The sequence below is a fragment of the Phenylobacterium sp. VNQ135 genome (assembly GCF_049445735.1).
Lineage (GTDB): Bacteria > Pseudomonadota > Alphaproteobacteria > Caulobacterales > Caulobacteraceae > Phenylobacterium.
This window is the reverse complement of record NZ_JBMSDS010000001.1, coordinates 1,028,842-1,054,961: the sequence shown is the minus strand read 5'-3', so window position 1 is coordinate 1,054,961 and position 26,120 is coordinate 1,028,842. Positions and strand designations below refer to the sequence as shown.

Annotated in this window: 27 protein-coding genes; 18 read left to right on the top strand and 9 right to left on the bottom strand. The window is 70.7% G+C overall.

Features of this window, described 5'->3' with window-relative positions:
* The first annotated feature begins 20 nt into the window (after nucleotides 1-20).
* From ACO2Q0_RS05285 to ACO2Q0_RS05225, 13 genes are all read left to right on the top strand, one after another.
* Nucleotides 21-1,457 carry a calcium-binding protein gene (locus tag ACO2Q0_RS05285; protein ID WP_423350431.1) on the top strand — a complete coding sequence of 479 codons (1,437 nt, stop codon included), beginning with the start codon at nucleotides 21-23 and terminating at the stop codon, nucleotides 1,455-1,457.
* Nucleotides 1,458-1,651: 194 nt separating this feature from the next.
* Entirely contained in the window at nucleotides 1,652-3,295 is a 1,644-nt protein-coding gene (locus tag ACO2Q0_RS05280) for a calcium-binding protein (RefSeq protein ID WP_423350430.1), read from the top strand.
* Nucleotides 3,296-3,364: 69 nt separating this feature from the next.
* Nucleotides 3,365-3,964, top strand: a complete 600-nt coding sequence (locus tag ACO2Q0_RS05275) for a type 1 glutamine amidotransferase domain-containing protein (protein WP_423350429.1) — start codon at nucleotides 3,365-3,367, stop codon at nucleotides 3,962-3,964.
* A 92-nt stretch (nucleotides 3,965-4,056) separates the two neighbouring features.
* The gene (locus ACO2Q0_RS05270; protein WP_423350428.1) at nucleotides 4,057-5,319 is read left to right on the top strand and encodes a calcium-binding protein; all 1,263 of its coding nucleotides are present in this window, start codon (nucleotides 4,057-4,059) and stop codon (nucleotides 5,317-5,319) included.
* A gap of 49 nt (nucleotides 5,320-5,368) precedes the next feature.
* On the top strand, nucleotides 5,369-6,298 hold the full coding sequence (locus ACO2Q0_RS05265) for a 2-hydroxyacid dehydrogenase (RefSeq protein ID WP_423350427.1): 930 nt from the start codon (nucleotides 5,369-5,371) through the stop codon (nucleotides 6,296-6,298).
* 12 nt (nucleotides 6,299-6,310) lie between these two features.
* Nucleotides 6,311-6,688: a VOC family protein gene (locus tag ACO2Q0_RS05260; RefSeq protein WP_423350426.1), complete on the top strand. Its 378-nt coding sequence runs from the start codon at nucleotides 6,311-6,313 to the stop codon at nucleotides 6,686-6,688.
* 32 nt (nucleotides 6,689-6,720) lie between these two features.
* Nucleotides 6,721-7,692 carry an ArsR/SmtB family transcription factor gene (locus ACO2Q0_RS05255; protein ID WP_423350425.1) on the top strand — a complete coding sequence of 324 codons (972 nt, stop codon included), beginning with the start codon at nucleotides 6,721-6,723 and terminating at the stop codon, nucleotides 7,690-7,692.
* Entirely contained in the window at nucleotides 7,689-8,621 is a 933-nt protein-coding gene (metF, locus tag ACO2Q0_RS05250) for a methylenetetrahydrofolate reductase [NAD(P)H] (RefSeq protein WP_423350424.1), read from the top strand. The genes ACO2Q0_RS05255 and metF overlap by 4 nt, the downstream gene beginning before the upstream one ends.
* Nucleotides 8,618-9,679: a homocysteine S-methyltransferase family protein gene (locus ACO2Q0_RS05245; protein ID WP_423350423.1), complete on the top strand. Its 1,062-nt coding sequence runs from the start codon at nucleotides 8,618-8,620 to the stop codon at nucleotides 9,677-9,679. Before metF ends, ACO2Q0_RS05245 begins: the two co-directional genes overlap by 4 nt.
* On the top strand, nucleotides 9,679-10,236 hold the full coding sequence (locus ACO2Q0_RS05240; protein ID WP_423350422.1) for a pyridoxamine 5'-phosphate oxidase family protein: 558 nt from the start codon (nucleotides 9,679-9,681) through the stop codon (nucleotides 10,234-10,236). Before ACO2Q0_RS05245 ends, ACO2Q0_RS05240 begins: the two co-directional genes overlap by 1 nt.
* 1 nt (nucleotide 10,237) lies before the next feature.
* Nucleotides 10,238-12,886: a methionine synthase gene (gene metH, locus ACO2Q0_RS05235; protein WP_423350421.1), complete on the top strand. Its 2,649-nt coding sequence runs from the start codon at nucleotides 10,238-10,240 to the stop codon at nucleotides 12,884-12,886.
* A gap of 79 nt (nucleotides 12,887-12,965) precedes the next feature.
* Nucleotides 12,966-14,423, top strand: a complete 1,458-nt coding sequence (locus ACO2Q0_RS05230) for an amidohydrolase (RefSeq protein WP_423350420.1) — start codon at nucleotides 12,966-12,968, stop codon at nucleotides 14,421-14,423.
* Nucleotides 14,424-14,621: 198 nt separating this feature from the next.
* Nucleotides 14,622-14,999 carry a VOC family protein gene (locus ACO2Q0_RS05225; protein WP_423350419.1) on the top strand — a complete coding sequence of 126 codons (378 nt, stop codon included), beginning with the start codon at nucleotides 14,622-14,624 and terminating at the stop codon, nucleotides 14,997-14,999.
* A 50-nt stretch (nucleotides 15,000-15,049) separates the two neighbouring features.
* Here the strand turns inward: ACO2Q0_RS05225 and ACO2Q0_RS05220 are convergent, their stop codons facing one another.
* On the bottom strand, nucleotides 15,050-15,856 hold the full coding sequence (locus ACO2Q0_RS05220; RefSeq protein WP_423350418.1) for a hypothetical protein: 807 nt from the start codon (nucleotides 15,854-15,856) through the stop codon (nucleotides 15,050-15,052).
* A gap of 320 nt (nucleotides 15,857-16,176) precedes the next feature.
* Between ACO2Q0_RS05220 and ACO2Q0_RS05215 the strand changes: the two genes are divergently transcribed.
* Nucleotides 16,177-16,914 carry a hypothetical protein gene (locus ACO2Q0_RS05215; RefSeq protein WP_423350417.1) on the top strand — a complete coding sequence of 246 codons (738 nt, stop codon included), beginning with the start codon at nucleotides 16,177-16,179 and terminating at the stop codon, nucleotides 16,912-16,914.
* A gap of 49 nt (nucleotides 16,915-16,963) precedes the next feature.
* On the opposite strand, the gene ACO2Q0_RS05210 is transcribed toward ACO2Q0_RS05215, so the two are convergent.
* Nucleotides 16,964-17,425 (bottom strand): GFA family protein, encoded by a 462-nt coding sequence (locus ACO2Q0_RS05210; RefSeq protein ID WP_423350416.1) that lies wholly within the window; start codon nucleotides 17,423-17,425, stop codon nucleotides 16,964-16,966.
* A gap of 114 nt (nucleotides 17,426-17,539) precedes the next feature.
* Between ACO2Q0_RS05210 and ACO2Q0_RS05205 the strand changes: the two genes are divergently transcribed.
* Entirely contained in the window at nucleotides 17,540-17,746 is a 207-nt protein-coding gene (locus tag ACO2Q0_RS05205) for a hypothetical protein (RefSeq protein WP_423350415.1), read from the top strand.
* Here the strand turns inward: ACO2Q0_RS05205 and ACO2Q0_RS05200 are convergent.
* Nucleotides 17,743-17,958, bottom strand: coding sequence for a hypothetical protein (locus tag ACO2Q0_RS05200; protein WP_423350414.1), 216 nt, complete (start codon nucleotides 17,956-17,958; stop codon nucleotides 17,743-17,745). The two genes, ACO2Q0_RS05205 and ACO2Q0_RS05200, sit on opposite strands and share 4 nt — an antisense overlap.
* Before the next feature lie 164 nt (nucleotides 17,959-18,122).
* On the opposite strand from ACO2Q0_RS05200, the gene ACO2Q0_RS05195 reads away from it, so the two are divergent.
* Complete coding sequence (locus tag ACO2Q0_RS05195; protein WP_423350413.1) at nucleotides 18,123-18,581, top strand: hypothetical protein; 459 nt, start codon at nucleotides 18,123-18,125, stop codon at nucleotides 18,579-18,581.
* On the opposite strand, the gene ACO2Q0_RS05190 is transcribed toward ACO2Q0_RS05195, so the two are convergent.
* Nucleotides 18,578-19,786 carry a GAF domain-containing sensor histidine kinase gene (locus tag ACO2Q0_RS05190; protein ID WP_423350412.1) on the bottom strand — a complete coding sequence of 403 codons (1,209 nt, stop codon included), beginning with the start codon at nucleotides 19,784-19,786 and terminating at the stop codon, nucleotides 18,578-18,580. The genes ACO2Q0_RS05195 and ACO2Q0_RS05190 overlap by 4 nt on opposite strands.
* A gap of 71 nt (nucleotides 19,787-19,857) precedes the next feature.
* Between ACO2Q0_RS05190 and ACO2Q0_RS05185 the strand changes: the two genes are divergently transcribed.
* The gene (locus ACO2Q0_RS05185) at nucleotides 19,858-20,130 is read left to right on the top strand and encodes an Hpt domain-containing protein (RefSeq protein ID WP_423350411.1); all 273 of its coding nucleotides are present in this window, start codon (nucleotides 19,858-19,860) and stop codon (nucleotides 20,128-20,130) included.
* Here the strand turns inward: ACO2Q0_RS05185 and ACO2Q0_RS05180 are convergent.
* From ACO2Q0_RS05180 to xth, 5 genes are all read right to left on the bottom strand, one after another.
* Nucleotides 20,084-21,553 (bottom strand): glycosyltransferase, encoded by a 1,470-nt coding sequence (locus ACO2Q0_RS05180; protein ID WP_423350410.1) that lies wholly within the window; start codon nucleotides 21,551-21,553, stop codon nucleotides 20,084-20,086. The genes ACO2Q0_RS05185 and ACO2Q0_RS05180 overlap by 47 nt on opposite strands.
* Complete coding sequence (locus ACO2Q0_RS05175; protein WP_423350409.1) at nucleotides 21,553-22,596, bottom strand: HEAT repeat domain-containing protein; 1,044 nt, start codon at nucleotides 22,594-22,596, stop codon at nucleotides 21,553-21,555. Before ACO2Q0_RS05175 ends, ACO2Q0_RS05180 begins: the two co-directional genes overlap by 1 nt.
* A gap of 1 nt (nucleotide 22,597) precedes the next feature.
* Nucleotides 22,598-23,707 carry a YaiO family outer membrane beta-barrel protein gene (locus tag ACO2Q0_RS05170; RefSeq protein WP_423350408.1) on the bottom strand — a complete coding sequence of 370 codons (1,110 nt, stop codon included), beginning with the start codon at nucleotides 23,705-23,707 and terminating at the stop codon, nucleotides 22,598-22,600.
* Complete coding sequence (locus tag ACO2Q0_RS05165) at nucleotides 23,704-24,090, bottom strand: response regulator transcription factor (RefSeq protein ID WP_423350407.1); 387 nt, start codon at nucleotides 24,088-24,090, stop codon at nucleotides 23,704-23,706. The genes ACO2Q0_RS05170 and ACO2Q0_RS05165 overlap by 4 nt, the downstream gene beginning before the upstream one ends.
* 107 nt (nucleotides 24,091-24,197) lie before the next feature.
* A complete protein-coding gene (gene xth / locus ACO2Q0_RS05160) occupies nucleotides 24,198-24,995 on the bottom strand; it encodes an exodeoxyribonuclease III (protein ID WP_423350406.1) in 798 nt (265 codons plus the stop codon).
* A gap of 81 nt (nucleotides 24,996-25,076) precedes the next feature.
* Here xth and ACO2Q0_RS05155 point away from each other — a divergent pair, with 81 nt between their 5' ends.
* Nucleotides 25,077-26,024, top strand: coding sequence for a methyltransferase (locus ACO2Q0_RS05155; RefSeq protein ID WP_423350405.1), 948 nt, complete (start codon nucleotides 25,077-25,079; stop codon nucleotides 26,022-26,024).
* Nucleotides 26,025-26,120 lie beyond the last annotated feature (96 nt).

Below are 26,120 nucleotides of genomic sequence, written 5' to 3'. Positions count from 1 at the left end.
TGATACCCTCGCGACCTTGAGTGTCGTGGGGGTGTTGCGTGGCTTGGCTTCTTGGGACTGGTGGGGCCGACACGCTTACGGGCGGCGCCGAGGACGATCTGATCATCGGACACGGCGGTGCGGACCAGATCCGCGGCGGCGCTGGCGATGACAACATCGACCTCTTCCAGGCTGACGGAACGGGCGTCCTCGTGGATGGCGAAGAGGGAGCCGACACCATCTTCGGCCGTGTCAGCGGAACGCTGAATGGCGGGGCTGGCGATGACTCTATCGAGGTGTACGGCGGACAGACCACGATCAACGCCGGTACGGGCGACGACTACGTAGCGTTTGTCGCGCCGTCGCTTTCGACGGTCACGCTCGGTGAGGGGCGCGACGTGATCCAGGGCTACCTGCGGGCGGGATCGCCGGCGGTGGTGACCGACTTCCAGGTGGGCGACGCGGGGGACCGCATCTTCATCCAGCCGGGCGCGGTGCGAGACTGGGATGGCGCCAGCAATCCGATTGGTCTCGGCTACTACCGCGTGATCCAGCAAGGCGCGGACACGGTGTTCCAGTGGGATGGCGATGGACCGGCGAGTCAGATCGGCTGGGTCGACATCCTTCGCCTCCAGAACGTCAACGCCTCTCAGCTGACGGCCTGGAACCTCTACGGTTGGCCGACCAGCGGCGGCGCTCCTGCTGGTCAGCTTATGGTCGATAGCGGCGGCGCCGACAGCTTCATTGGCGACAAGGGCGCGGACACCTTGCTCGGCGGGGCGGGCGCCGACAGCCTCTCCGGCGGTATCGGCCACGACTCGCTCGTCGGCGGTGCAGGCAACGACACCCTGTTCGGCTCCACAGGCGACGACCAGTTCTTCGGCGACGATGGCGACGACTGGCTGATGGACACCGGCGGCTCGAATTTCATTCGCGGCGGCGCTGGCAATGACTTCATCGACACCTCGTCGAGTTCGAACAATCGGCCGGCGTTCAATGACCTGCACGGAAACACCGGCGACGACACTGTCATGGGCGGACGGGCCGGCGAGTGGGTCGTGGGCGGTCAAGGGAACGACCTGCTCTCCGGCGGCGGCGAAGGCGACGTCGTGTACGGCAACCTCGGCAACGACACCTGCTACGGCGACACCGGGAACGACTGGGTGCGGGGCGGCCAGGGAAATGACAGCCTCTCGGCGGGTGACGGCGATGACTTTGTCGCCGGCGATCGGGGCTCGGACACCATTTCAGGTGGCTTTGGCGCAGACCTGTTCCATGCGTTCTCGGGCGTCGGGCTGGACCGCATCCTCGATTTCAACGCCGCCGACGGCGACCGCGTGAACCTGCTCGCGGGAACGACGTACACCCTGCGTCAGGAGGGGGCGGACACCATCGTCGACCTGGGGGGCGAGGATCGGGTCGTACTGGTGGGGGTGCAGCTCGGGACCCTGCCGGCTGGATGGATCTTCGTCGGCTAGTGCGACGAAAAACCACCGCCAGATCAGCAACTTAAGGTCAAGCTGCGCCCCGTTTCGGCCGCATTGCTGAACGATATGCGCGCGCTCGCCGGACGCGGGTTCGGCGAATGCTGTCACCTGATCGGCGACGGGGCGTCCCCGGGACGGCGCGCTCCTGAGCCTGGCGCAATGACGCCACGCCTGGGAGTTTCCGCATGCCGACGATCGCCTTCGAACGCGCCTACAACTTCAACGCTGGCCTGGGCGAGGGCGGCGACTGGCTGAGCTCGATCCTTGGGGATCGCTCGCGCTACACCATCGAGAGCACGACCTCCACGACCCTGGTGCTGGTGGGCAACGCCTCGTCGGGCCTGCCTGGCTACAAGGTCGTGTTCACGCCGGTGACGACCTTCGCCCAGAAGCTGTTCGGCGACCCCATCGCTGGGCCCATCAAGACCATCCAGTTCTACGACCCCGCCGGCGCCCTGGTGGCGACGGTCAGCGACCTGCCGCCGGACGTGGACTTCAGCGTCGTGAAGTCGAACATCCTGTTCGGCGCGACAGGCGTGGAGATCATCGGGTCGGCCGGCGCCGACACCCTGACCGCCTATTGGGCGGGCAGCTACCTGGAAGGCGGCGCGGGGGCGGACCGGCTGAATGGGGCCGGTGGGGACGACGCCATCGTCGCGGGCGTCGACGACACCGTGAACGGCGGCGGCGGCTTCGACATCGCCCTGGCCGAGAACGGCGCCCAGCCGGTCCTGGTGTTCCTGAACCAGCCGGCCGGCGCCGGCGCGATCAAGATCGATAACGTCGAGGTCGTCCTGGTGGGCGACGCCGGCGGCACGGTCTGGGGCGGCCTGGCCGACGAGGTCGTCCTGGGCGGGGCAGCGGGCGACCGGCTGGACGGCGGCGGCGGCAACGACGGCCTGGGCGGGCTGGGCGGCGCCGACACCCTGACCGGCTCGCTGGGCGACGACATCCTCGACGGCGGGGAAGGCGCGGACCTGCTGGACGGCGGCGCAGGCGTGGACCTGGCCGATTACTCGGCGGCGGCGGGCGCGGTCACCGTGGACCTGCGGATCGCGGGCGCCCAGCAGACCGGCTACGGGCTCGATACGCTCGTGAGTGTGGAGTCGCTGTACGGCTCGGACTACGCGGACACCCTGACCGGCGACGCGGCCGGCAACGGTCTCGAGGGCGCGGCGGGCGCCGACCTGATGGAGGCCGGCGATGGGGCGGACACCGTGGCGGGCGGCCAGGGCGACGATCGCCTGTTCGGCGGCGCGGGCGACGACGACCTCAGCGACGATGGCGGCCTGAACTTCGTGCGTGGCGGCGACGGCAACGACGTGCTGACGGGCGGAGCGGACTTCGACGACCTGCACGGCAACTGGGGCGAGGATACCGTGATCGGCGGGCTGGGCGGCGACTGGGTGGTCGGCGGCCAGGGCAATGACTCTCTGTACGGCAACGGCGGCGGGGACGTGGTCTATGGCAATCTCGGCAACGACACCCAGTTCGGCGAAGAGGGGAACGACTGGGTGCGCGGCGGGCAGGGGGACGACTCCGTCTCGGCCGGCGCGGGTGACGACTTCGTGGCCGGGGACCGCGGCGCGGACACTCTGAGCGGCGGCGCCGGCGCGGACCTGTTCCACGCGTTCTCCGGCGTGGGCCTGGACCGGATCACCGACTTCAACGCCGCCGAGGGCGACCGCCTGAACCTGCTGGTCGGGACGAGCTACACCCTGCGTCAGGACGGCGCCGACGCCGTCGTCGACATGGGCGGCGGCGACCAGGTGGTGCTGGCGGGCGTGCAGCTCACCGCGCTGCCGACAGGCTGGATCTTCGTGAGCTAGCCCGGAACGTGCGGGCGCCTCGGCGGGTTGTTGGGCCGACACCCGACAACCCAACGAGGAGGCCAAGCCATGGCTGACGGACGTCTGCAGGGACGCAAAGTGGCGGTGCTCGCCACCGACGGCTTCGAACAGGTGGAGCTGACCAAGCCGGTCGAGGCGTTGAAGAACGCCGGAGCCGAGGTGCACGTGGTGTCGCCGAAGGGCGGCCAAATCCAGGGCTACAACCACCACGACAAGGGCGACCAGGTCCCGGTCGACCGCGAACTCTCGCAAGTCAGCGCCCAGGAATACCAGGCGCTGGTGCTGCCGGGCGGGGTGATCAACCCCGACCAGCTTCGGCTGGAAGAGCAGGCTATCGACTTCATCCGCGACTTCGTGCGGGCGGAGAAGCCGATCGCGGCCATCTGCCACGGGCCCTGGACGCTGATCGACGCCGGCGCCGTGGACGGCAAGACGATGACCTCGTGGCCGTCGCTGAAGAACGACCTGCGCAACGCCGGCGCCGAGTGGGTGGACCAGGAGGTGGTGGTCGACGGCGGCCTCGTCACCTCGCGCAACCCGGACGACCTGCCGGCCTTCTGCGCCAAGATGATCGAGGAGTTCGCCGAGGGCCGGCATCACCAGGGGCACGCGCAAGCGGGCTCTGGCGAGACGCGGCCGAGCGTGTGACCGCGCCCGCCGCGGCGTGAGATGGTCACGATCTTACGCGACGCCGCCTTGCGGGTAGTATGCGCCCGTAGGTTGAACTGGAGCGTAGCGACATGGCCATCTTCACGGGGACGGGGAACGCAGACACCCTGACCGGCGGCGGCGAGAACGACGTGCTGCAGGGACTGGGCGGCAACGACGTCCTGTATGGCCGTGACGGCTCCGACCTCCTTGAGGGCGGAGCCGGCGACGACTTCCTGGGGGATTTCGGCCCCTTCGACTCCCAGAGCCTGGTCGTCACGGGCGCCGATACGCTGCTAGGGGGCGACGGAAACGACACAATCTCCGCCGACGTCTTCGATGCGCAGGTTGAAGGCGGGGCCGGCGACGACCGGGTCGGCGCCGGCCGTCCCACGGGCATGAGCCAGGCCCAGGTCCTGACGAGCGTGACGGGGGGCGACGGCGACGACGTCCTCGTCCTGGGAAGCTTCCTCCCGACCGATCGCATCGTCTTCGATGGCGGCGCCGGCCAGAACAGCCTGGAGCTGAGCAGCTGGTTCCTGCCTGAGGTCTGGCTCAACCAGGCGCACGACGGGCCGGGCGCGATCGTGCTGAACGTCACGCGCGTCGACTATCTCAACACCAGCACGCGGATGCACGGGGGCGAGGTCGCCGAGACCTATCTGGCGGACGATTGGGACGACTGGATCGACGCCGGCGGCGGCGCGGACCTCGTCCGCGGGGATCGCGGTCAGAACTTCGGCGGCGTCGTGCGCGGCGGCAAGGATACCCTGCTGGGCGGCGCGGGGGACGACACGCTCGAGGGCATGGCCAACGAAGACTACCTGCGCGGGGGCGACGGGAACGATGTGTTGTCAGGCGGCGACGCCTTCGACGATCTCCACGGCAACCTCGGCGAAGACACCGTACGGGGCGGCCTCGGTGGCGACTGGGTCGTTGGCGGGCAGGGCTCGGATCGGCTGTTCGGCGAAGAAGGCTCGGACGTAATCTTGGGCAACCTGGGCGATGACTGGGCGGAAGGCGGCGCCGGCGACGACGTGGTCCGCGGCGGGCAGGGGAACGACTCGATCTCGGGCGGCGACGGGGCCGACTACATGGCCGGCGACCGGGGGGCCGACACGATCTCAGGCGGCGCGGGCGCGGACCTGTTCCACACCTTCTCCGGCGCCGGGCTTGACCGCGTCCTGGACTTCAACTCGGCCGAAGGCGATCGCGTCAACGTGCTGGCGGGGACGAGCTACAGCCTGCGTCAGGAGGGCGCCGACACGGTCATCGACATGGGAGGCGGCGACCAGATGGTGCTCGTCGGCGTCTCCTACGCCACGCTGCCGCCGGGCTGGATCTTCACGAGCTAGCCGCGCCCTGCCGCCTCTGGCATCAGGGGCTGCCTTGCGGGAGTTCCAGATGTCCGATCCGGTGGTGATGCTGTCGCACGAGATGCTGGCGCGCGTGCGCCAGCCGCTGGAGGCGGCCGGCTTCCGCGTCGCCGCGCGCTGGGACCTCTCGGACGCCGAGCGGGCGGCGACGCGGGTGATCGTCCATGCGGGCGAGATCCGGCTGCCGCCGGAGTTCCTGCAGAGCCTGCCGCAGCTGGGCCTGATCGCCTGCGTCAGCGTCGGTTATGACGGCGTCGACGTGCCCTGGTGCCGGGAGCGCGGCATCGAGGTGACCCACGCGAAGGGGCTGAACGCCGACGACGTGGCCGACCACGCCATCGGCCTGGTGCTGGCCTCCTGGCGCAGCATCGTCGCCGGCGACCGCGTCGTGCGCGAAGGCGGCTGGCGCAACGACGAGCGGGTGAGGCCGCGGCCCGGGCTCAAGGGGCGGACGCTGGGCGTCATGGGCCTGGGCGCCATCGGCGAGGCGGTGGCGGTGCGCGCCGAGGCGTTCGGCATGGAGGTCGCCTGGTGGGGGCCGAACCCGAAGGCCGCGCGATGGCCGCGGGCCGACAGCCTGCTCGCGCTCGCGGAGGCCTGCGACATCCTCGTGGTGGCGTGTCGGGCGGACGAGTCGAACCGCAAGGCGGTCTCGCGCGAAGTCATCGAAGCGGTCGGGCCGCGGGGCCTGATCGTCAACGTGGCGCGTGGTCAGGTGATCGACGAGGACGCGCTGATCGCGGCGCTGAAGGACGGCCGGCTGGGCCGCGCGGCGCTGGACGTCTTCGAGCAGGAGCCGACCCCGCCGACGCGCTGGGCGGACGTGCCGAACACGGTACTGACGCCCCACACGGCGGGCGGCACCGTGGATTCCATCCCTCGCATGGTGGCGCAGGCGGTGGAGAACGTGCGATTGTTCCTGGCCGGGGAGCCCGTGGCGAGCCCGGTGGCGGCCTAGCGAGGTAGGGACATGGCCAAGGTCCTCGGCATCGGCGGCGTGTTCTTCAAGGCGGAGAACGGCGAGGCCGTGGGCGAATGGTACCGCCGCGTCCTGGGCGTGGACGTCTCCGAATGGGGCGGCGCCATGTTCCCGCCGCTGAAGCGCGGCTACCAAGTGTGGAGCCCCTTCAAGGCCGACACCAACTACTTCGACCCGTCGCGGTCGACGTTCATGATCAACTTCGTCGTGGACGACCTGGACGGCGTGCTGGAGACCGCGCTCGCGGCGGGCGTCGAGCCGCTGGACCGCAACGACGAAGACCCGAGCGGGCGGTTCGCCTGGCTGATGGATCCTGCCGGGGTGAAGATCGAGCTCTGGGAGCCGCCCGAGGCCGACCCCGTCTCTTGACTTAAAGACATAAAGATATCTTTATATGGGCCATGAAGCTTTCGGCGGCCCAGGCTGTTGACGTGCTCCGCGCGGCGGGCGAGCCGACGCGCTTGCGCATCCTCGCCCTGCTGGCTCGTGAGGAGCTGGCGGTGCTGGAACTGTGCCGCGTGTTGGACCAGAGTCAGCCGCGTGTCTCGCGCCACCTGAAGCTGCTGGCCGAGGCGGGCCTCGTGGAACGTTTCCCCGACGGCGCCTGGGTGTTCTACCGCCTCGTGCAGGAGGGCTACGCCGGCGAGCTGGCGGCCGAGATCCTGCGCCGGGTCGACCTGGCCGACGCGGCGCTGATGCGGGACGCCGAACGCCTGATCGCGGTGCAGGCCGAACGCGCGGCCGACGCCGGGGAATACTTCGCCCGCAACGCCGCCCGGTGGGACGAGATCCGCTCGCTGTACGTGGCCGAGGCCGACGTGGAGTCCGCGATCCTGAAGGCCGCAGGCCAGGGGCCGTTCCGCCGCCTCGTGGACCTCGGAACCGGCGCCGGCCGCATGCTGACCCTGCTGGGGCCGCGCGCCGACCAGGCCCTGGGCCTCGACCTGTCGCAGCAGATGCTGAACATCGCCCGAGCGCAGGTGGCCCAGGCCGGCCTCGAACGCTGCGAGCTGCGCCACGGCGACATTTTCGGCACGCGCCTGCCCGACGAAAGCGCCGACCTGGTCGTCGTCCACCAGGTGCTGCACTACCTGGGCGACCCGGCCGCGGCCGTGAAGGAGGCCGCCCGCATCACCGCGCCCGGCGGCCGGCTGCTGATCGTCGACTTCGCGCCGCACAACCTCGAGTTCCTGCGCGAGCAGCACCAGCACCGCCGCCTCGGCTTCTCGGACGCCGAGATCAAGCGCTGGCTTGCCGATGGCGGGCTGAACCGAATGGCCGCCGAGACGCTGCCGCCGGCCCGCACGCAGGGCCTGACCGTAAAGATCTGGACCGCCGAGCGCGCCCGCCAGCCTCAGAGGACCGCCGCATGACCCCCGCCAACACCGCCCTGGGTCCCGTCGCCCGCGCCGGCGTGGGCGGGACGCCCCGCCCGAACGTCTCGTTCGAGTTTTCGCCGCCCAAGACGCCCGAGGCGGAGGAGAAGCTGTGGGAGGCGATCCGCCGCCTCGAGCCGCTGAACCCCTCGTTCGTGTCGGTGACCTATGGCGCCGGCGGCTCGACCCGCGACCGCACCCACCGCACCGTCCTGCGCATGCTGTCCGAGACGACGCTGAAGCCGGCCGCGCACCTGACCTGCGTGGAAGCCAGCCGCGGCGAGGTGGACGAGGTGATCCGCGACTACTGGGCCTCGGGCATCCGCCACATCGTGGCCCTGCGAGGCGACCCGCCCGGCCAGATCGGCGGCCGCTACGACCCGCGGCCCGACGGGTACGCCAACGCCACCGAGCTGACGGCCGGGATTCGCGCCATCGGCGACTTCGAGGTGAGCGTCGGCCTCTATCCGCACGTCCACCCCGAGAGCCCGTCCATCGACCACGACATCGACGTGCTGAAGGCCAAGATCGACGCCGGCGCGACCCGGGCGATCACCCAGTTCTTCTTCGACGTGGACGGCTTCCTGCGCTTCATGGAGCGCGTGCGGAAGGCGGGCGTCGCCATCCCGATTTCGCCGGGGATCATGCCCGTGACCAACTACGCGGGCCTGAAGAAGATGGCCGGGCCTATCGGCATCGAGCTGCCCGCGTGGCTGGGCAACCTGTTCGACGGCCTGGACAAGGATGCCGAGACCCGCCGTCTGCTGGCGGCGTCCATCTCGAGCGAGATGTGCGCACGGCTGGCCGAAGAGGGCTTCGGCGACTTCCACTTCTACACCCTGAACCGCGCCGACCTGACCTACGCCATCTGCCGGGTGCTGGGCGTGCGCGACACCGGACCTGAGACCAAGGAGGCCGCGGCATGACGCGAGCTGAGCGCATCGCGGCCCTCAAGGCGGCCGCCAAGGAGCGGGTGCTGATCCTGGACGGCTCCTGGGGCGTGATGATCCAGAAGCGCGGGCTGGCCGAGGCCGATTACCGCGGCGAGCGGTTCAAGGGCGCGCCCGGCGAGCTGCGCGGCAACAACGACCTGCTGTGCGTCACCCGGCCCGACATCATCGCCGAGCTGCACGACGCCTATTATGCCGCCGGCGCCGACATCTCGGAGACCAACACCTTCTCGGCGACCACCATCGCCCAGGCCGAGTACGGCATGGAGGCGGCGGTTTGGGACATCAACTTCGAGGGGGCGAAGGTCGCGCGGGCCGCCGCCGACGCCTGGACGGCGAAGGAGCCGAAGAAGCCGCGGTTCGTGGCGGGCTCCATCGGGCCGCTGCCGGTGATGCTGTCGATGAGCTCGGACGTCAACGACCCGGGCGCGCGGAAGGTGACCTTCGAGCAGGTCTATGACGCCTATTCCGAGCAGGTGCGGGCGCTGCACGAGGGCGGCGTCGACCTGTTCCTCGTGGAGACCATCACCGACACCCTGAACTGCAAGGCCGCGATCAAGGCGATCATGGACCTGGAGGACCAGGGCTACGAGCCGCTGCCGATCTGGATATCGGGCACCATCACCGACCGCTCGGGCCGGACGCTGTCGGGCCAGACGGTCGAGGCGTTCTGGAACTCGGTGCGGCACGCCAAGCCGTTCGCTGTGGGCCTGAACTGCGCGCTCGGCGCCGAGCTGATGCGGCCGCACATCGCCGAGCTCGCGCGGATCGCCGACACCCTGGTCAGCGCCTATCCGAACGCCGGCCTGCCCAACGCGATGGGCGAGTACGACGAGCAGCCGCACGAGACGGGCCACATGCTGCACGAGTGGGCCGAGCACGGGCTGGTGAACATCCTGGGCGGCTGCTGCGGCACGACGCCGGACCACATCCGCCACGTCGCCGACGCCGTGAAGGGCGTCACGCCGCGGCAGATCCCGGAACGTCCCACCGCGATGCGGCTGGCGGGCCTGGAGCCGTTCGAGCTCGCCTGATGAGCCAGACCTTCGAACAGCTCGACGAGGATCTGATCGCCTTCATCGCGGCGCAGAAGATGTTCTTCGTCGGCACGGCGCCGCTGGCGGGGGACGGCTCGGTGAATGTGTCGCCCAAGGGCTACGACACCTTCGTCGTGCTGGACCCGCGGACCGTCGCCTACCTGGACCTGGGCGGATCGGGCGCCGAGACCATGGCGCACGTCCAGGAGAACGGCCGCATCACCCTGATGTTCTGCGCCTTCGACGGCGCGCCGAAGATCCTGCGGCTGTACGGCCGCGGGCGGGCGGTGGCGCTGCACGATCCGGAGTTCCCCGGCCTGCTGGCGCGTTTCCCGGGCTATGACCGGGCCCGGGCCGTGATCGTGGTCCAGCTCACCCGCATCGCCGACAGCTGCGGCTGGAGCATCCCCTTCTACGACTACCGCGGCGAACGCGATCAGCTTCGCCGCTGGGTCGAGCACCGGCCGATCGACGAGTGGACCGCCCGCCGATACGCCACCAACGCCCAGTCCATCGACGGACTGCCGGCCCTAGTTCCTCCCAAGGCAGGTTGAGTTGCGCCCCATCTTCGTGAACGTCGGTGAACGGACGAACGTCACCGGCTCGGCCAAATTCCGGAAGCTGATCGCCGAGGGCCAGTACCCCGAGGCGCTGAGCGTCGCGCGCCAGCAGGTCGAGGCGGGCGCCCAGGTCATCGACGTCAACATGGACGAGGGCCTGCTGGACTCGGTGGCGGCCATGCGGACGTTCCTGAACCTGGTGGCCGCCGAGCCCGACATCGCCCGGGTGCCGGTGATGATCGACAGCTCCAAGTGGGAGGTGATCGAGGCCGGACTGCAGTGCGTGCAGGGCAAGTCGATCGTCAACTCGATCAGCCTGAAGGAAGGCGAAGAGAAGTTCATCGAACAGGCCAAGGCCTGCCTGCGCTACGGCGCGGCGGTGGTGGTGATGGCCTTCGACGAGGTCGGGCAGGCGGACACGGCCGATCGCAAGGTCGAGATTTGCCAGCGGGCCTACCGGATCCTGACCGACCAAGTGGGCTTCCCGCCAGAGGACATCATCTTCGACCCGAACATCTTCGCGGTGGCGACGGGGATCGAGGAGCACGACAACTACGCCGTCGACTTCATCGAGGCGACGCGGCGGATCAAGGCGGCGTGCCCGCACGCCCGGATCTCGGGCGGGGTGTCCAACGTCAGCTTCTCGTTCCGCGGCAACGAGCCGGTACGCCGGGCGATCCACTCGGTGTTCCTGTACCACGCCATCGCGGCGGGCATGGACATGGGCATCGTCAACGCGGGCGATCTGCCGGTCTATGACGACATCGATCCCGAGCTGCGCGAGGCGGTCGAGGACGTGATCCTGAACCGGCCCGCGAGGGGCGCCGTCTCGAACACCGAGCGGCTGGTCGACCTGGCGCCCAAGTACAAGGGCCAAAAGGGCGAGGCCAAGGTCGAGAACCTGGCCTGGCGCGAGCAGCCCGTGGAAGCCCGGCTGACGCATGCGCTGGTGCACGGCATCACCGACTGGATCGAGGCCGACACGGAAGAGGCGCGGCAGAAGGCGGAGCGGCCGCTTCACGTCATCGAAGGCCCGCTGATGGACGGCATGAACGTGGTCGGCGACCTGTTCGGCGCGGGCAAGATGTTCCTGCCGCAGGTGGTGAAGTCGGCGCGGGTGATGAAGCAGGCGGTGGCCTATCTGCTGCCCTTCATGGAGGCGGAGAAGGACGGTCAGCCGCGGCAGACCAACGGCCGGATCCTGATGGCGACCGTCAAGGGCGACGTCCACGACATCGGCAAGAACATCGTCGGCGTGGTGTTACAATGTAACAATTACGAGGTCGTCGACCTGGGCGTCATGGTCCCGGCGGACAAGATCCTGGACGAGGCCGAGAAGTGCGGCGCGGACATCGTCGGGCTGTCGGGCCTGATCACGCCCAGCCTGGACGAGATGAGCTTCGTGGCGGCCGAGATGGAGCGACGGGGCTTCAAGGTCCCGCTGCTGATCGGCGGCGCGACCACGTCCAAGACCCACACGGCGGTGAAGATCCAGCCGCGCTATCCGTCGGGCTCGACCACCTATGTGCTGGACGCGAGCCGGGCGGTGGGCGTGGTCTCGAACCTGCTGTCGCCCACGGAGAAGGCCCGGTTCCTGGCCGAGACGGCCGCCGACTACGAGAAGGTGCGCGAGCAGTTCGCGCGCGGGCAGGGCAATCGCGCCCGGGCGACGCTGCAGGAAGCGCGGGACAACGCCTTCACGCCGGACTGGACGGTCTATGAGCCGCCGAAGCCGAGCTTCCTGGGGACGCGCACCTTCGCGCCCTACGACCTGCCCGAGCTGCGCCGGCACATCGACTGGACCCCGTTCTTCGCCAGCTGGGAGCTGGTGGGCCGGTTCCCCGACATCCTGACCGACGACGTGGTCGGGAAGGCCGCCACGGACCTCTTCAACGACGCCCAGCGGATGCTGGACCGCATTATCCAAGAAGGCCTGCTGGAGGCCCGCGGGGTGGTGGGCTTCTGGCCGGCCAACGCCGACGGCGACGACATCGTGCTCTATGCGGACGAGAGCCGGCAGAGCGAGCTCACGCGGCTGCACACCCTGCGCCAGCAGATGATCAAGAGCGGGGACGGGGCCAACGTCGCGCTCGCCGATTTCGTCGCGCCGGTCGGGACCAAGCCCGACTGGATCGGCGGCTTCGCGGTCACCGCGGGCCACGGGGAGCTTGCCCAGGCCAAGGCCTTCAAGGACGCCGGCGACGACTATTCGGCGATCCTGTTCACCGCCCTGGCCGACCGGCTGGCGGAGGCCTTCGCCGAGGCCCTGCACCGCAAGGTGCGGACCGAGCTGTGGGGCTATGCGCCCGACGAGCCGTTCGACGTCGACGCGCTGATCGCCGAGACCTATCGCGGCATCCGCCCGGCGCCGGGCTATCCGGCGCAACCCGACCACACGGAGAAGGCGACGCTGTTCGAGCTGCTGAGCGCCACGGACACCGCGGGGATCGAGCTGACGGAGAGCTTCGCCATGACGCCGCCGGCGGCGGTGTCCGGCCTCTACTTCGCGCACCCGGAGAGCCACTACTTCGGCGTGGGCCGCATCGAGCGCGACCAGGTGCAGGACTATGCCCGCCGGAAGGGCTGGGACATGCGCACGGCGGAGCGCTGGCTAGCGCCGATCCTGAATTACGAGCCCGCGTAACCCCGTTTCGAACACACCAATTGCGAGGCCGGAATCCGCGCTTAGAGTGCCGCTCGAGTTCAGTCGTGGGGGCTTTTCGATGAAGCGGGTTCTTCTGGGCGCCGTGGCGGCGCTGGCGTTCGCGGGGATGGCGCAGGCGGCCGAGCTGTCGGCGCAGGACCGGGCGCAGATCAAGGCCAGCGTGGACAAGGCGGGTCCGCGCCTCGGCGAGGTGGCCAAGCAGATCTGGGGCTTCGCGGAGGTCGGCTATCAGGAGCACAAGAGCTCGGCCCTGCTGCAGGCCGAGCTGAAGAAGGCGGGCTTCAAGGTCGAGGCCGGCGTCGCGGGCATGCCGACGGCCTTCGTCGGCAGCTTCAAGACGGGCGACGGGCCGGTGCTGGCGATCCTGGCGGAATACGACGCGCTGCCGGGCCTGGCCCAGGCGGCGAGCCCCGAACGGAAGGTCGTGCCCGGCGTGGCCGGCCACGCCTGCGGCCACCACGTGTTCGGCGCGGCGTCCGTGCAGGCGGCGATCAGCCTGAAGGAATGGATGGTCGCCAACGGCGTGAAGGGCGAGGTCCGGGTCTATGGCTCGCCCGCCGAGGAAGGCGGTTCGGGCAAGGTCTATCTGGTGCGCGCCGGCCTCTTCAAGGACGTGGACGCCACGATCCATTGGCACCCCGGCGACTCCAACAACGCGAGCCAGGGCGTCAGCCTGGCCAACATCAGCGGCAAGTTCCGGTTCACCGGCGCCTCCTCGCACGCCTCGGGCGCGCCGTGGCGCGGCCGCTCGGCGCTGGATGGCGTGGAGGTGTTGGACAATGCGGTGAACATGATGCGCGAGCACGTGCCGGACGGGACCCGCATCCACTACGTGATCACCGACGGCGGCCAGGCGCCCAACGTCGTGCCGGAGAAGGCCGAGGTCTATTACTACGTCCGCCACGCCGACCCGCAGGTGGTCCGGGACGTAATGGAGCGGGTGAAGAAGGCCGCCGACGGCGCGGCGCTGGCCACTGAGACCAAGGTCGCCTTCGAGCAGACCGGCGGCGTGTACAACATGCTGCCCAACGAAACACTGGCCAAGGTGATGGACGCGAACCTGCGCGACGTGGGCGGCGTGGTCTGGGACGGCCAGGAGCGGGCCTTTGCCGAGGCCATGCAGAAGCAGCTGCCGACCACCAACGCCAAGCTGGAGAGCGCGGCCGAGGTGCAGCCGATGAAGATCGGCGGCGCGGGCGGCGGCTCGACCGACGTGGCCGATGTGAGCTGGGTGACGCCGACCGTCGGCATGAGCGCGGCGACCTGGGTGCCCGGCACGCCCGGCCACTCGTGGCAGGCGGTGGCCGCCGGCGGCACCAGCATGGCGACCAAGGGCGGCGTGGTCGCGGCCAAGTCCATGGCCCTGACCGGGGCCGCGCTGTTGCGCGACCCGGCGACCATCGCGCAGGCCAAGTCCGAACTCGACCAGAAGCGCGGGCCGAACTTCCAGTACAAGGCGATGGTCGGAGACCGCCCGCCGCCGCTGGACTACCGCAAGAAGGCGGGCGCGGAGTAAGGCGCCGCCGGCGCGATGGAACTTCGGAGGCGTCGCGCGAGCGGCGCCTTCGTCGTTTCAAACCGCCAAGACGCCAAGAGCGCCAAGGAGCCCGCGCCGACAGAGCACATCTTCGAGACCTTGGGCGTCTTGGCGGTGAAAGACGGCTTCGCCGTTCCTACCTAGGAGGTTCAAGCTCTGCCGGAGGAGGCCATTTCCATGTTCGACCATCTTTCGCTCGGCGTGCGCGACCTGGATGCGGCGCGCAGGTTCTACGACGCCTTCTTCGGGCCGCTGGGCGTGGCGGCCTCGGTGGTGAGCGAGAAGGAGCTGGCCTACGGCCCCGGCGGCGTGGGCGGCCATCTCTATCTGTATCCGGTGAGCGGCGCGCAGGTGGCCGGGCTCGGGACCCACATCGCCTTCACCGCCGGCAGCCGGGCCGAGGTGGACGAAGCCTATGCGGCGGCGATCGCGGCGGGCGCCGAGCCCGTGCGGCCGGCCGGCCTGCATCCGGACATCTCGCCGGACTACTACGGCTGCGTGCTGTTCGACCCGGACGGCAACAAGCTGGAGATCGTCGCCGGCACGATGCACTGAGGCGCCGTCCTGCCCCCTTCCGCCATCGCTGCCGCGATGGGGGGCGGTGACTACCAGCGGCGGTACGGATAGGGCTGGGGCTGCGGATAGATCGGGTAACGGGGCTGGAGCGGCGGCCGGGCGTACTCGTCCTGCTCGTCTTCCCAGGTCTGGCGACGGCGGGCTTCGGCGTAGTCGTATTCCCGCTGGCGCGCCTCGGCGTAGGCGCGTTCGCGCTCCTGAGCCTCCTGGCGGCGCTGGCGCTCGGCTTCTTCCTTGACCCTTTGACGTTGCGCCTCGGCGGCGGCCGTCTGGGCGCGCGCGGCCTCGAGCTGGGCCTGGACGACGGCCTGCTTGCGGGCGTCCTCCTCGGCGCGGGCCCTGGCCTCGGCCTCGGCGGTCGCGCGGGCGCGCGCCTGGCTGGCGATCTGGGCGCCGCAGACGCGCAGGTCCGTCAGCCCCTGTTCCGAACCCGCGAGCGTGGTGGACACCGGCTCCTCGCCCAGCCAGGCGATGTCGAGCGTCGCGCCCTTGCGCATGGCGGCCTCGGTCTCCTCCGAGAGGACCAGCTCGCCCGTGACGCCGTCGGCGCGGCGCAGCATCAGGTTGGAATAGCGGTTGCGGTCGACCCGGATCGGCAGGAAGGCGCGCTCGGGCAGGTCGGGCTTGGCGAAGGTGAGGCTGACGATCTGGCCGTCGGAGGTGAGCGTCACCGGCGTCACCGCGCCCGAGCGGGCGACGAGCTCGAGCTCGGTGCGGCACGCGGCGTCGGCGGGCTGGACGACCCAGGGCAGGCCGGCGGGACGCGACGGGCCGGCGGCATGCGCGGCGGCGGATGTGGCGGCGGCGAGGGCCGCCAGGGCGAAGGTTCGGGTCACGTGACGCACTATGGGCGGGCTCCGGCTGACACGCGGGGGAAGCGTAACTCAGGCGGCGGTCCGGCAGGGTGCGGCGCGGTCGCGCACCCCCACTGAGCCGCCGCCAGCCGGGGAGTGAAGCGGCGGTCGGATGAACGGGGGATGAGCAGAGGGTGGTAGCTGGAGGGTGGTGGCGCGATGTTCTCCATTTGTTCTTGACATTCCCACGGGGTTGAGCCACCTTACAGATGGGCGGCGTGTGGCCGTGCTTGCGGACAATCGGCATGGAGAACGGCGGACCCGCCTGGGGCCGCGGGGGCGGGCTCCCGCGGCGGGAGCATGTGCGTTTCACCGAAGCCCTGGCCGACGAGATCGTGGCGCGGGTGGCGATGGGCGAGAGCCTGGGCGCGCTGGAGCAGGACCCGAGGATGCCGAGCCGGACGGCCATCGGCGTCTGGCGGCGGAGCCATGTGGAGTTCGGCGAGCGGCTGGCGGCGGCGCAGCGGCGGGCGCGTCTGGAACGGCGACTGGCCGACCGGGCGCGGGAGGCCGAGCGGAAAGCGCGGCGGGCGGCGCTGACCCGCCGGGACGGCGGGCATGAGCCGACCTATACGCCCGAGATCGGCGAGGAGATCTGCTTCCGGCTGGCCAACGGCGAGAGCCTGATCTCGATCTGCCGGGAGGAGCACCTGCCGACGCCCGCCACCGTCTATCGCTGGGTGAACCGCATCCCCGAGTTCCAGGACATGTACGTGGACGCCCGGCAGTTCCAGGGCGACTACCTGTTCGACGAGACCCGCGAGCTGGCGCGCGAGGTGACGCCGGGCAATGTCTGGGCCTGCCGGTTCAAGTTCGACCTGATCCGCTGGCAGGCGCCGAGGCTTTCGCCGCGCAAGTACTGCGAGCGGCTGGTGGCGCAGGACGCCGCCGAAATGGCGCAGCCGATGACGGTGATCGTGCGCAAGTTCACCGACCATCCCGACGAGACGCCGGAGGAGCGCGAGGCGCTCAGGCGAGGCAAGGTGGTGTGGAGCACCGCGCCGGGGGTGAAGCCAGGCGATCTGACGGGGGAAGGATAGATGCTCCCCCCTCGGGGGAGCTGTCGCGGAGCGACTGAACGCGAGGACGTCAGCCCGGGCGCCCGGCGTACTCCGCCATCAGCGGACCGAAGTCGTCCGGGCCGGGGAAGCGGTCGAAGCTGTGGCGGGCGGGGGTGGTCGCCCAGGGGAGCTTCTCGGCGGTCTGGGTCTCGACGAAGGGCTCCAGGCCGGAGGGATCGTCGAGGAGGGTGCTGCGCACGTTGACGAACGGTCCGATGGCGTCGGGCCGGGTGAACATCCAGCTCATGCACTTGGGGCAGAAGAAGTGGCGCAGGTCGGGACTGCCGGCGCCGCCGACGACGGGCTCGCCGGCGATGATCTCGAAAGCCTCGTCGGCGACAAGGGTGCTGAGCGAGAAGGCGCTGGCGGTCATCTTCTGACAGCCGCGGCAGTGGCAGGCCATGGTGATCAGCGCCGGACCCGACAGACGGAAGCGGACCTGGCCGCAGCGGCAGCCGCCGTCCCGCGGAGCTGACGTTCGATCGGTCATGTTGGGCTCCTCCACAGGGGCGGCGGGCTTCCGAGCTTGGCCTTGGTTCAGTGATCGTTCAAACGCGCGACGTCAAACGCGCGGACCGTCCGCTGCCCGACACAAGGAATCAATGTGCCGACCTTCCGCCTCTACAAGATGACCATCGAAGGCAAGATCGCGGTTGGGGACTGGCTGGAAGCCAAGGACGTGGCGGACGCAAAGGCCAAGGCGATGGCGCTGTGCGCGGGCCAACCGTTCCAATGCGAGCTCTGGCAGGGGGCCGAGCGGCTGGATTCCTTCTCCTGCGACGCCTCGTCCGACGCAGGCTGCTGCGGCTAGGCCGGCGAACCGCCGTTGTCTCCGGGCTGCGGCGCGTCGCGCGTGATGACGCCGACCCGGCGGTCGCGAAGCCAGAGCTCCACCCGAGGCGCGTCGGCGCGGCAAAGGCCGCGGGCGCGCGCGAAGGCCTCCTCATCGCTCTCGGCTTCGATCCAGTGCCCTTCGAGGATGCGCGCGAGCGGGCTCATCAGATAGGCGCGATAGGTCGGCATGGGCCTCTCCGCGGCGAACGATAACCGCGGTTTTCGAAGGCCGGCCTTCCCGTAATTCTACGGTCCTGCTCGACCTGGCGGCCAGGCATGGCCGACGAGCCGGCGCTCTTGCAGCGTGGCGAATTACATGTGTAACTTTATCATCCTGGAGCGGGAGGATCACCATGGCCATGACGCTGCATGCAGCCCGAAGGGGGACGCGGTTGGTCGACGGGCTGCAGACCGCCGCGATGGCGGGCGTGCTGGTGATGGTGGCCAGCGTGCCGCTGCTGGACGTCTTCCGCACCTGGTACGCGGCGCGGGCCGAGAAGGCGGCCTGGGACGGGATCTCCGGACCGGCTTGCCCGGTCGTGCAGGCGCCGCCCGCGCTGGGCCGCCGCCAGCCGATGACCTTCACCTACGGCGACGCCACCTTCACCCGCCGGCACGGCCATGCGAGCTGCGCCGGATTCCGCGAGGACGGGAAGATCTATCGGATCTGCCAGTTCAACGCGCCCTATGTGCTGACGGTGACCACGGCCCGGGGGACCACGATCTTCCAGCCGGGGCCCGTACGGCGGACGACGGTGACGGTCCGCGACGGCGTGGCGACCTGCGTGGTGGGCGGCTGGTTTCGGACCTAGGCCGGCGCCAGGACCAGGGGGAGGGCAAGCGTGAACACGCTGCCCTCGCCGGGCGTGCTCTCGACGCTGAGCTCTCCGCCCATGCGCTCGGCGAGGCGCCGGGAGATGGTGAGGCCAAGGCCTGTGCCGCCGTACTTCTTCGCCACCGAGCTGTCGGCCTGGACGAACCGGTCGAACACCTCGGCCTGACGGTCCTTGGCGATGCCCACGCCGGTATCGGCGACGCGGATGGTGAAGCGGCGCTCGTCGGCGGCGAGCGACAGGGTCACATGGCCCGTCTCGGTGAACTTCACCGCATTGGACAGCAGATTCAGCAGGATCTGGCGCAGGCGTGCGGTGGGCACGTGGAGCTCGGGCAGGGCGCCCGGCGCCTCCAGGCGCAGGTCGAGGCCCTTGGCGCGCGCCTGTTCGGCGACGATGCCCAAGGCCGTCTCGGCGATCTGGCGGATGTCGGCCTTCTCAGGCGGCTCGTCCTCGGCGCCGGAGTCGAGGCGGGTGAGGTCGAGGACGTCGTTGACGATGGCGAGCAGGGCCTGGCTCGCGGAATTGATGCGCTGCACGAAATGCCGCTCGCGCTCGGGCAGGGTCTGGGCGGCGGCGAGGATGCCGGAGTAGCCGATGATGCTGGTGAGCGGCGTGCGCAGCTCGTGGCTCATGTTGGCGAGGAACTCGGACCGGGCCTCGGCGGCGGCCTCGGCCACCTTGCGGGCCTGGTCCAGGCGCTGATTGGCGAGCCGCAGGTTCAGCTCGCCGACGACCGCGGCGGCCAGGATGGCGAGGCGGCGGCGATCCTTTTCGCTGAGCGGCGGGCGCGGCTGGCGGTCGATGACGCAGAGCGAGCCGATGCGCAGTCCGCTGGGCAGGGTGAGGGGCGCGCCGGCGTAGAAGCGGATCAGCGGATCGTCCAGCACCAGCGGATTGTCGCGGAAGCGGTCGTCGGCGGTGGCGTCGGGCACCACCATCACCTCGTCCGTACGGATGGTGTGGTCGCAGAAGGCGTAGGCCCGCGGCGTCTCGGAAACCGGCAGGCCGATCGCCGACTTGAACCACTGGCGGTCGGCGTCGACCAGCGAGACGAGCGCGATCGGCGCGTCGAAGAGCTCGGCGGCAAGCTCGGTGATGCGGTCGAATGCGGCCTCGGGCGGCGTGTCGAGGACGCCATATTCACGGAGCGCCTGGAGGCGTGCGGGCTCGGAGGGACTCAAAGGCGATGGATTCCGCAGCGTTCGACGAGGCGGGATGGTAAACCATCGCACGTCACGGAGGATAGCGCGGCATGGGCGAAACCGACCGACCCGACCCGCTGGCGCCGCTGAGGACACGGTTCCTGGCGCGCGCCGCCGACGACCTGGCCTGGATCGAGGCCGGCGGGACGCCGCAGGACGAGCTGCTGGTGCGCGTGCACAAGCTGGCCGGGATCGCCGGCACGTTCGGCTATGCCGAGGTGAGCCAGGTCGCGGCCGCCCTGGAGGACGATCTGCGCGAGGGCCGCGCGGCCGATCTCAGGCCCCTGATCTCGGCGCTCCGGGCGCTGGCGTCGCCGAGCTGAAGCCCTTGCGGGTCATGTTCCCCCAGCCGTGCTGCCTGGTGAGGAACTGCCACGTGCCGCGGATGCGCCAGATGTTGTTGATCTGGCGGTAGCCGAAGTTCTCGAGGATGGCCGCCAGCATCAGGATGACCAGCGCGCGGGCGTTGGGGAAGCGGCGCAGCTCCACCTCCTCGAGGGCCAGGGCGCCCACGCTGATCACCACGCCATAGGCGAAGCTGACGGCCAGGAAGGCCAGCAGGTATTCGGTGTTGAGGATGCCCAGGAGCCAGAAGGCGGGGATCAGCAGGTAGCCCATCAGCTCGACGAAGGGGCCGAGCACGTCGACCAGCAGGATGTAGCCGAACCCGAGGAAGCCCAGCCGGCCGTAGCGCGGGCTGAAGAGCATGTCGCGGTGGCGGAAGAAGGTCTCCAGCGCGCCGCGGTGCCAGCGGGCGCGCTGGCGGCCGAGGATCCGCAGGTCTTCGGGGCATTCGGTCCAGCAGACCGGCTCGTGGACGAAGGCGACGCGGTAGGGACGCTTCTGCTGGCGGAAGTGCTTGTGGAGCTTGACGACCAGCTCCATGTCCTCGCCGACCGTGCCCAGGCTGTAGCCGCCGACCTCGAGGACCGCGCTGCGGCGGAAGAGGCCGAAGGCGCCGGAGATGATGGTCAGGGCGCTCATCTCGCTCCAGGCGATGCGCGCCATGAGGAAGGCGCGCAGGTACTCGATCGTCTGGACCAGGGCCACGAGGTTGCGGGGCAGGCCGATCCTGACGACGTGGCCGTGGCGGATCTCGCAGCCGTTGGCGATCCGGACGGTGCCGCCCACCGCGATGGTGCGGTCGGGATCCTCGACGAAAGGCCGGACGGCGCGCAGCAGGGCGTCGGGCTCCAGCAGGCTGTCGGCGTCCATCGAGCAGACGATGGGCGCGCGCGAGAGGTTGATGGCGGCGTTGAGCGCGTCGGCCTTGCCGCCGTTCTCCTTGTCGACCACCAGCAGGCGCGGCTGGTTGGGGGCGACGTAGATGCCGCGGATCGGCGCGTGCGGCGCGATCGGCTCCCAGGCGCGCTCGGTGGGCTGGAGGTCGAAGGCAGCCTTGAGCGCCTCCATCGTGCCGTCCCTGGACCCGTCGTTGACCACCACGACTTCGAAGCTCGGGTACTGCAGCGCCAGCAGCGAGCGGAGGCTCTCGCCGATGGTCATCTCCTCGTTGTAGGCTGGCACCAGCAGGGCGATGGGCGGGGCGGAGTCGGCGTAGCGGCGCCACAGCATGCGCGCCTCGACGACGCCGCGCTCGCGGCGCAGGGCGTCGGCGGCGACCACGAGCTGCCAGATGTGGAACAGGTTCTGGGCCAGGCCCGCGGAGATGACGACGAGGGCGATCGCCTGGGCGAAGCCGGTGAGCGCCTGGGCCGGCGCCGTCAGGTCGAGCGGCAGGTCCATCACGCCGCCCCCAGTTCGGCCAGGGTGAGGGCGGCGGCGCGCTGGGCGCGCGGATCGGCGAGGGCGGCGGCGCGGCGCAGGCGCTCCAGCCCGGCGGGTCCCAGCTTGCCCAGCGACGCGGCGGCCTGGAAGCGCACCCGCCAGGCGTCGTCGAAGAGCCGTCCGTAGAGGGCGTCGGCCAGCTTGGGCAGGCGGGCCTCGCCGGCGGCCTCGGCGGCGGCCGCGCGGACATCGCCGTTCGCGTCGTCGAGCGCCGTGGCGATCGGAGCCTGGCCGGCGGGATGCTGCAGGCGCCCCAGCGCATGGACGGCGGCGGCGCGCACGGCGGCGTCGGCGTCGCCGGCGGCCCCCGCCAGGGCCGCGATGGCGCCGTAGTCGCCGCTGGCGCCCAGGGCCTCGATGACCAGGACGCGCAGCTCGGGGCGGAGGTCGCCGCGCGCCAGGGCCTGGACGGCGGCCGGCGCGTCGAGCGCCACCTGCTCGCGCAGGAACTCGGCGAAGCGGCCGGAGGCGCGCAGATCGCCCTGGGCGGCGGCGTCGAGGAGCTGGTCGACCGAGACGGCGCCGCCGGCCCGGGCCAGGGCCTCGAGGGCGGTCAGCCGCGCTTCCGGCGTCGCCTCGGCCATGCGCCAGAGCGCGGCCTGGGTCTCGGGCCCGGGGAAGGCGGCGAGCGCCTCGGCGGCGGCCAGCCGGCCCGCCCAGGAGCCGCGGGTCAGCCGCGCCCGCAGGGCGCCGGGCACCCCGATCGCCTCGAGCGCCTCGATCACCACATCGCGGTCGCGGCCGCGAACCACGCCCAGGAAGTCGAGCAGGGTCTCGGCCAGCAGGCGCGGCTTGCCGCGGAACTGGCGCAGCGCCAGGGCGGCGTCAGCCCGGCCCTGCATCACGGACAGAAGGGTCATCTCCACGGCCCGCCGCTCGGCCAGGCGCCGCTCCCGGGTGCGCGCCTGCAGCATCCGCTGCAGGATGAGGCCCGCCATCCAGGCGATGGCCGCGACCATCATGGCGATGGCGACGAGCCAGATGAGGAGCAGGGTGCTCACCTCAGAAGCGCCGGGTCACGCCGAGGCTGACGAGGTCCTGGTCGTAGGCGGGGCGGTCCTCGTGGACGCCGTCGATGCGCAGGGTCAGGTCGTCGGAAACGTCGTAGGCGAGGCCGAGGCTGACCGCCTTCACCCGGACCGTGACGCCTTCGCTGGACTCGGGCGCATGGCTCCAGCCGGCGGAGAGCTGCAGGCGACCGACGGGGCGCCACGCGCCGCGCAGCGCGTAGCCCGTGCGGTATTCGTCGGTCTCGTCGATGACGTTGATCCAGCGGGCGGTGAGCGAGACCGCTTCGCCGCGCGCCACGGTCAGCGAGGGATGCAGGCTCCAGACGCCGCCGGTGACGTAGCGGGCATGGCCGCCGTCGACCGCGAGCTGGGCGCTCCAGCCGGCGCCGACGGGGCGGGCCCCGGAGACGAGGCCGGCGCGGATCGCCCATTCGGGGCGGAACTGGGCGTTGGGCGTCCCGCCCAGCGCCAGATAGCCGAAGCGGTTGGCCGCCACGCCTTCGAGGTAAGTGTCGGTCGCGCCGAACTGGCGGGCGTGCTCGACCGAGCCGCCGAGGGTGAGGCCGTCCTTCGTGCGGCTGAGCGAGGCCTGGCCGATGCGCGTGGACGAAAGGCCCTTGGAGCGGTCGCCGTAGGTCGCGCCCAGGTCGAGGCGCCAGCGGGCGTCGTCCTGCGCCGGCGGGGCGCGGCGCGCGGCGGCGACCTGGGCCTGAAGCGCCCGGGCGTCGGCGTGGGTCGGGGCGGCGGCCAGGATGGGCGCGAGACGGCGGTCGGCCTCGTCGTAGTCGCCCCTGTAGAAGGCGACCCGAGCGCGCGCGACGCCCACGTCGGCATAGTCGGGCGCCAGCCGCTGCGCCTCGGCCAGGGCCCGTTCGGCGTCGTCGAAGCGGCCCACCGCGGCGTAGGCCAGGCCGAGGTTCAGCCAGACGTCTGCGTCCGAGGCCTGGGTGCGACTGGCCGTCTCCAGGTGCGGGATCGCCTCGGCCGCACGGCCGGCGCGGCGCAGGTCGACGCCCGTCGCCAAGGGATCGGCCGCCGTCGGCTGGGCCAACGCCGGCAGGGCGAATGCGGCGAGAACGGCCGCCAGAACCAGTTGCCTCAAGCCGATCCTCCGCGCAGACCGGTCATCAAACGGTCGAGGCGCGCCACCAGTTCGTCGGGGTTGAACGGTTTGGCCACGTAGTCGGCGGCGCCGAGCTTGAGCGCGCTGACGATGTCGGCCTCGCGCTTCAATGCCGTGAGCATGATGATCGCCACGTCGGCGAAGCGGGGATCCTGCTTGAAGCGGCGCAGGGCCTCGAAGCCGTCCATCACCGGCATCATGGCGTCCAGCACGACGATGGCCGGTACGTCCTCGGCGGCCGCTTCGAGCGCGGCCTGCCCGTCCTCGACGCTCTTCACCGCGTAACCGGCGGCCTCCAGCTTGTGTTCGAGGATCGCGCGGAGCAGCGGATCGTCGTCGGCGATCAGAATGTACTGGCTCATCTGTCGAAACAGGTCCGTGTAACGCCGGGCCGGGTCAAGACCGCACGCTTCATTTTGCAACCATGCCGAGAGAAAACCTCAAGCACGACGCCGCGGCCCAGCTCCGATCATCCGGTCGGCTGGTCGGCCAGATCTATCCAGACCGGCGCATGGTCGCTCGTCTTCTCCCAGCCCCTGACATCGCGGTCGACGCCCGCCGCCCGCAGGCGCGGCGCCAGCGACGGGCTCAGCAGGAGGTGGTCGATGCGCAGCCCGGCGTTTCGCGCGTAGGCGTTCCGGAAGTAGTCCCAGAAGGTGAAGATCTGCTCGCCCGGATGCAGGTGTCGCAGGGCGTCGGTCCAGCCCTGGGCCAGCAACCGGGCGTAGGCCTCGCGCACCTCGGGACGGAAGAGCGCATCGTCCAGCCAGCGCTCCGGCTTGTAGACGTCGAGCTCGGTCGGCATGACGTTGAAGTCGCCCATCAGCAGGGCCGGCGCGCCGCTGTCGATCAAGGTGCGGGCATGGGCGTACAGCCGCTCGAACCAGCGCAGCTTGTACTCGAATTTCGGCCCCGGCGCGGGGTTGCCGTTGGGCAGGTACAGACCGCCGATCAGCAGCCCGTTCACGGCCGCCTCGATGTACCGGCTCTGGACGTCCTCAGGGTCGCCGGCCGGGCCCGACGGCAAGCCGCGGCGGATCTCGATCGGCTCGCAGCCCTTGGCCAGGATGGCCACGCCGTTCCAGCTCTTCTGGCCGTGCCAGACGGCGCCGTAGCCGAGGGCCTCGATGGCGGCGGCCGGAAAGCGCTCGTCGGGCGCCTTGAGCTCCTGCAGGCAGACGACGTCGGGCTGGGCCTCCTCCAGCCAGCGCAGCAGGACGGGGAGGCGTCCGTTGACGCCGTTGACGTTGTAGGTGGCGATCCTCATGCCCGCGGCTGAACGGCCGGGGGCGGCCAAGGTTCGCGCGGCCATCCGAAACCATCGCCTCGCTGGAGCTTTCCGCTGGGCATGGATGGATCGGCGAAGCTGAACGACCCCGACCTGGCGCTGACCGGCCTGCTGGGCGAGTTGGACCGGCGAGGCTACGACTTCACGCCCCCGACGCCGGCGACCCACCGAAGGGTCGCGGCTCGCCGGGACGTGGCGCAGGGCGGCGACCTGCGCGACATCCTGGGCTGGAGCCTGCCGTTCTCGGCCGGCGAGGCGCCTCGGTTCCTGACCGCCGCCCTGACCGCCGCCGGCGTCCTGACGAGACTGGGCGACGGGTGGATGAAGAGCCGCCTGCGCGTGGCCCGGCTGAAAGGGCGACTGTTCCTCCATTCGGCGTTCCCGACCGAGGACGAGGACTCCGTCTTCCTGGGGCCCGACAGCTATCGGTTCGCCGACTTCATCGCCCGCGAGCTCGATCCGACACTGGCCGGACGGGTGGTCGACGTGGGCGGCGGCGCGGGCGTCGGCGCGCTGACGGCGCTCCAGTCGGCGGCTGCCGCCGAGCTGACGATGACCGACATCAACCCGACCGCGCTGCGGCTCGCGCGGATCAACGCCGCACATGCGGGCGCGACGCTGGCGCTGCGGCGGACCAGCGGGCTCGACGGCGTGGAGCCGGGCCTGGCGGCGGTGCTGGCCAACCCGCCGTACATGGCCGACTCGCACCAGACCTATCGCGACGGCGGCGCCATGCACGGCGGCCGCCTGTCCGTGGACTGGGCGGAAGCCGCGCTGGCCAAGCTGGCCCCCGGCGGCCGGCTGCTGCTCTACACCGGCAGCGCGATCGTGGCGGGCGGGCGCGACGAGCTGGGCGAGGCGCTGGCCATGCTCGCGCAGGCGAACGGCGCGAACCTCGACTACCGCGAGATTGATCCCGACGTGTTCGGGGAGGAGCTGGAGACCCCGGCCTATGCCGACGTCGAGCGCATCGCGGTGGTGACGGCGGTGATGACCCAGGGCCGCTAAGGCAGGGCGATCGCCGCACGCCGGTTTTCGGGCGCGCGGGGTTGACCTCGCGCACCCTGGCCTGCACCTCGATAGCTCCCCGACAAGATGGAGCGC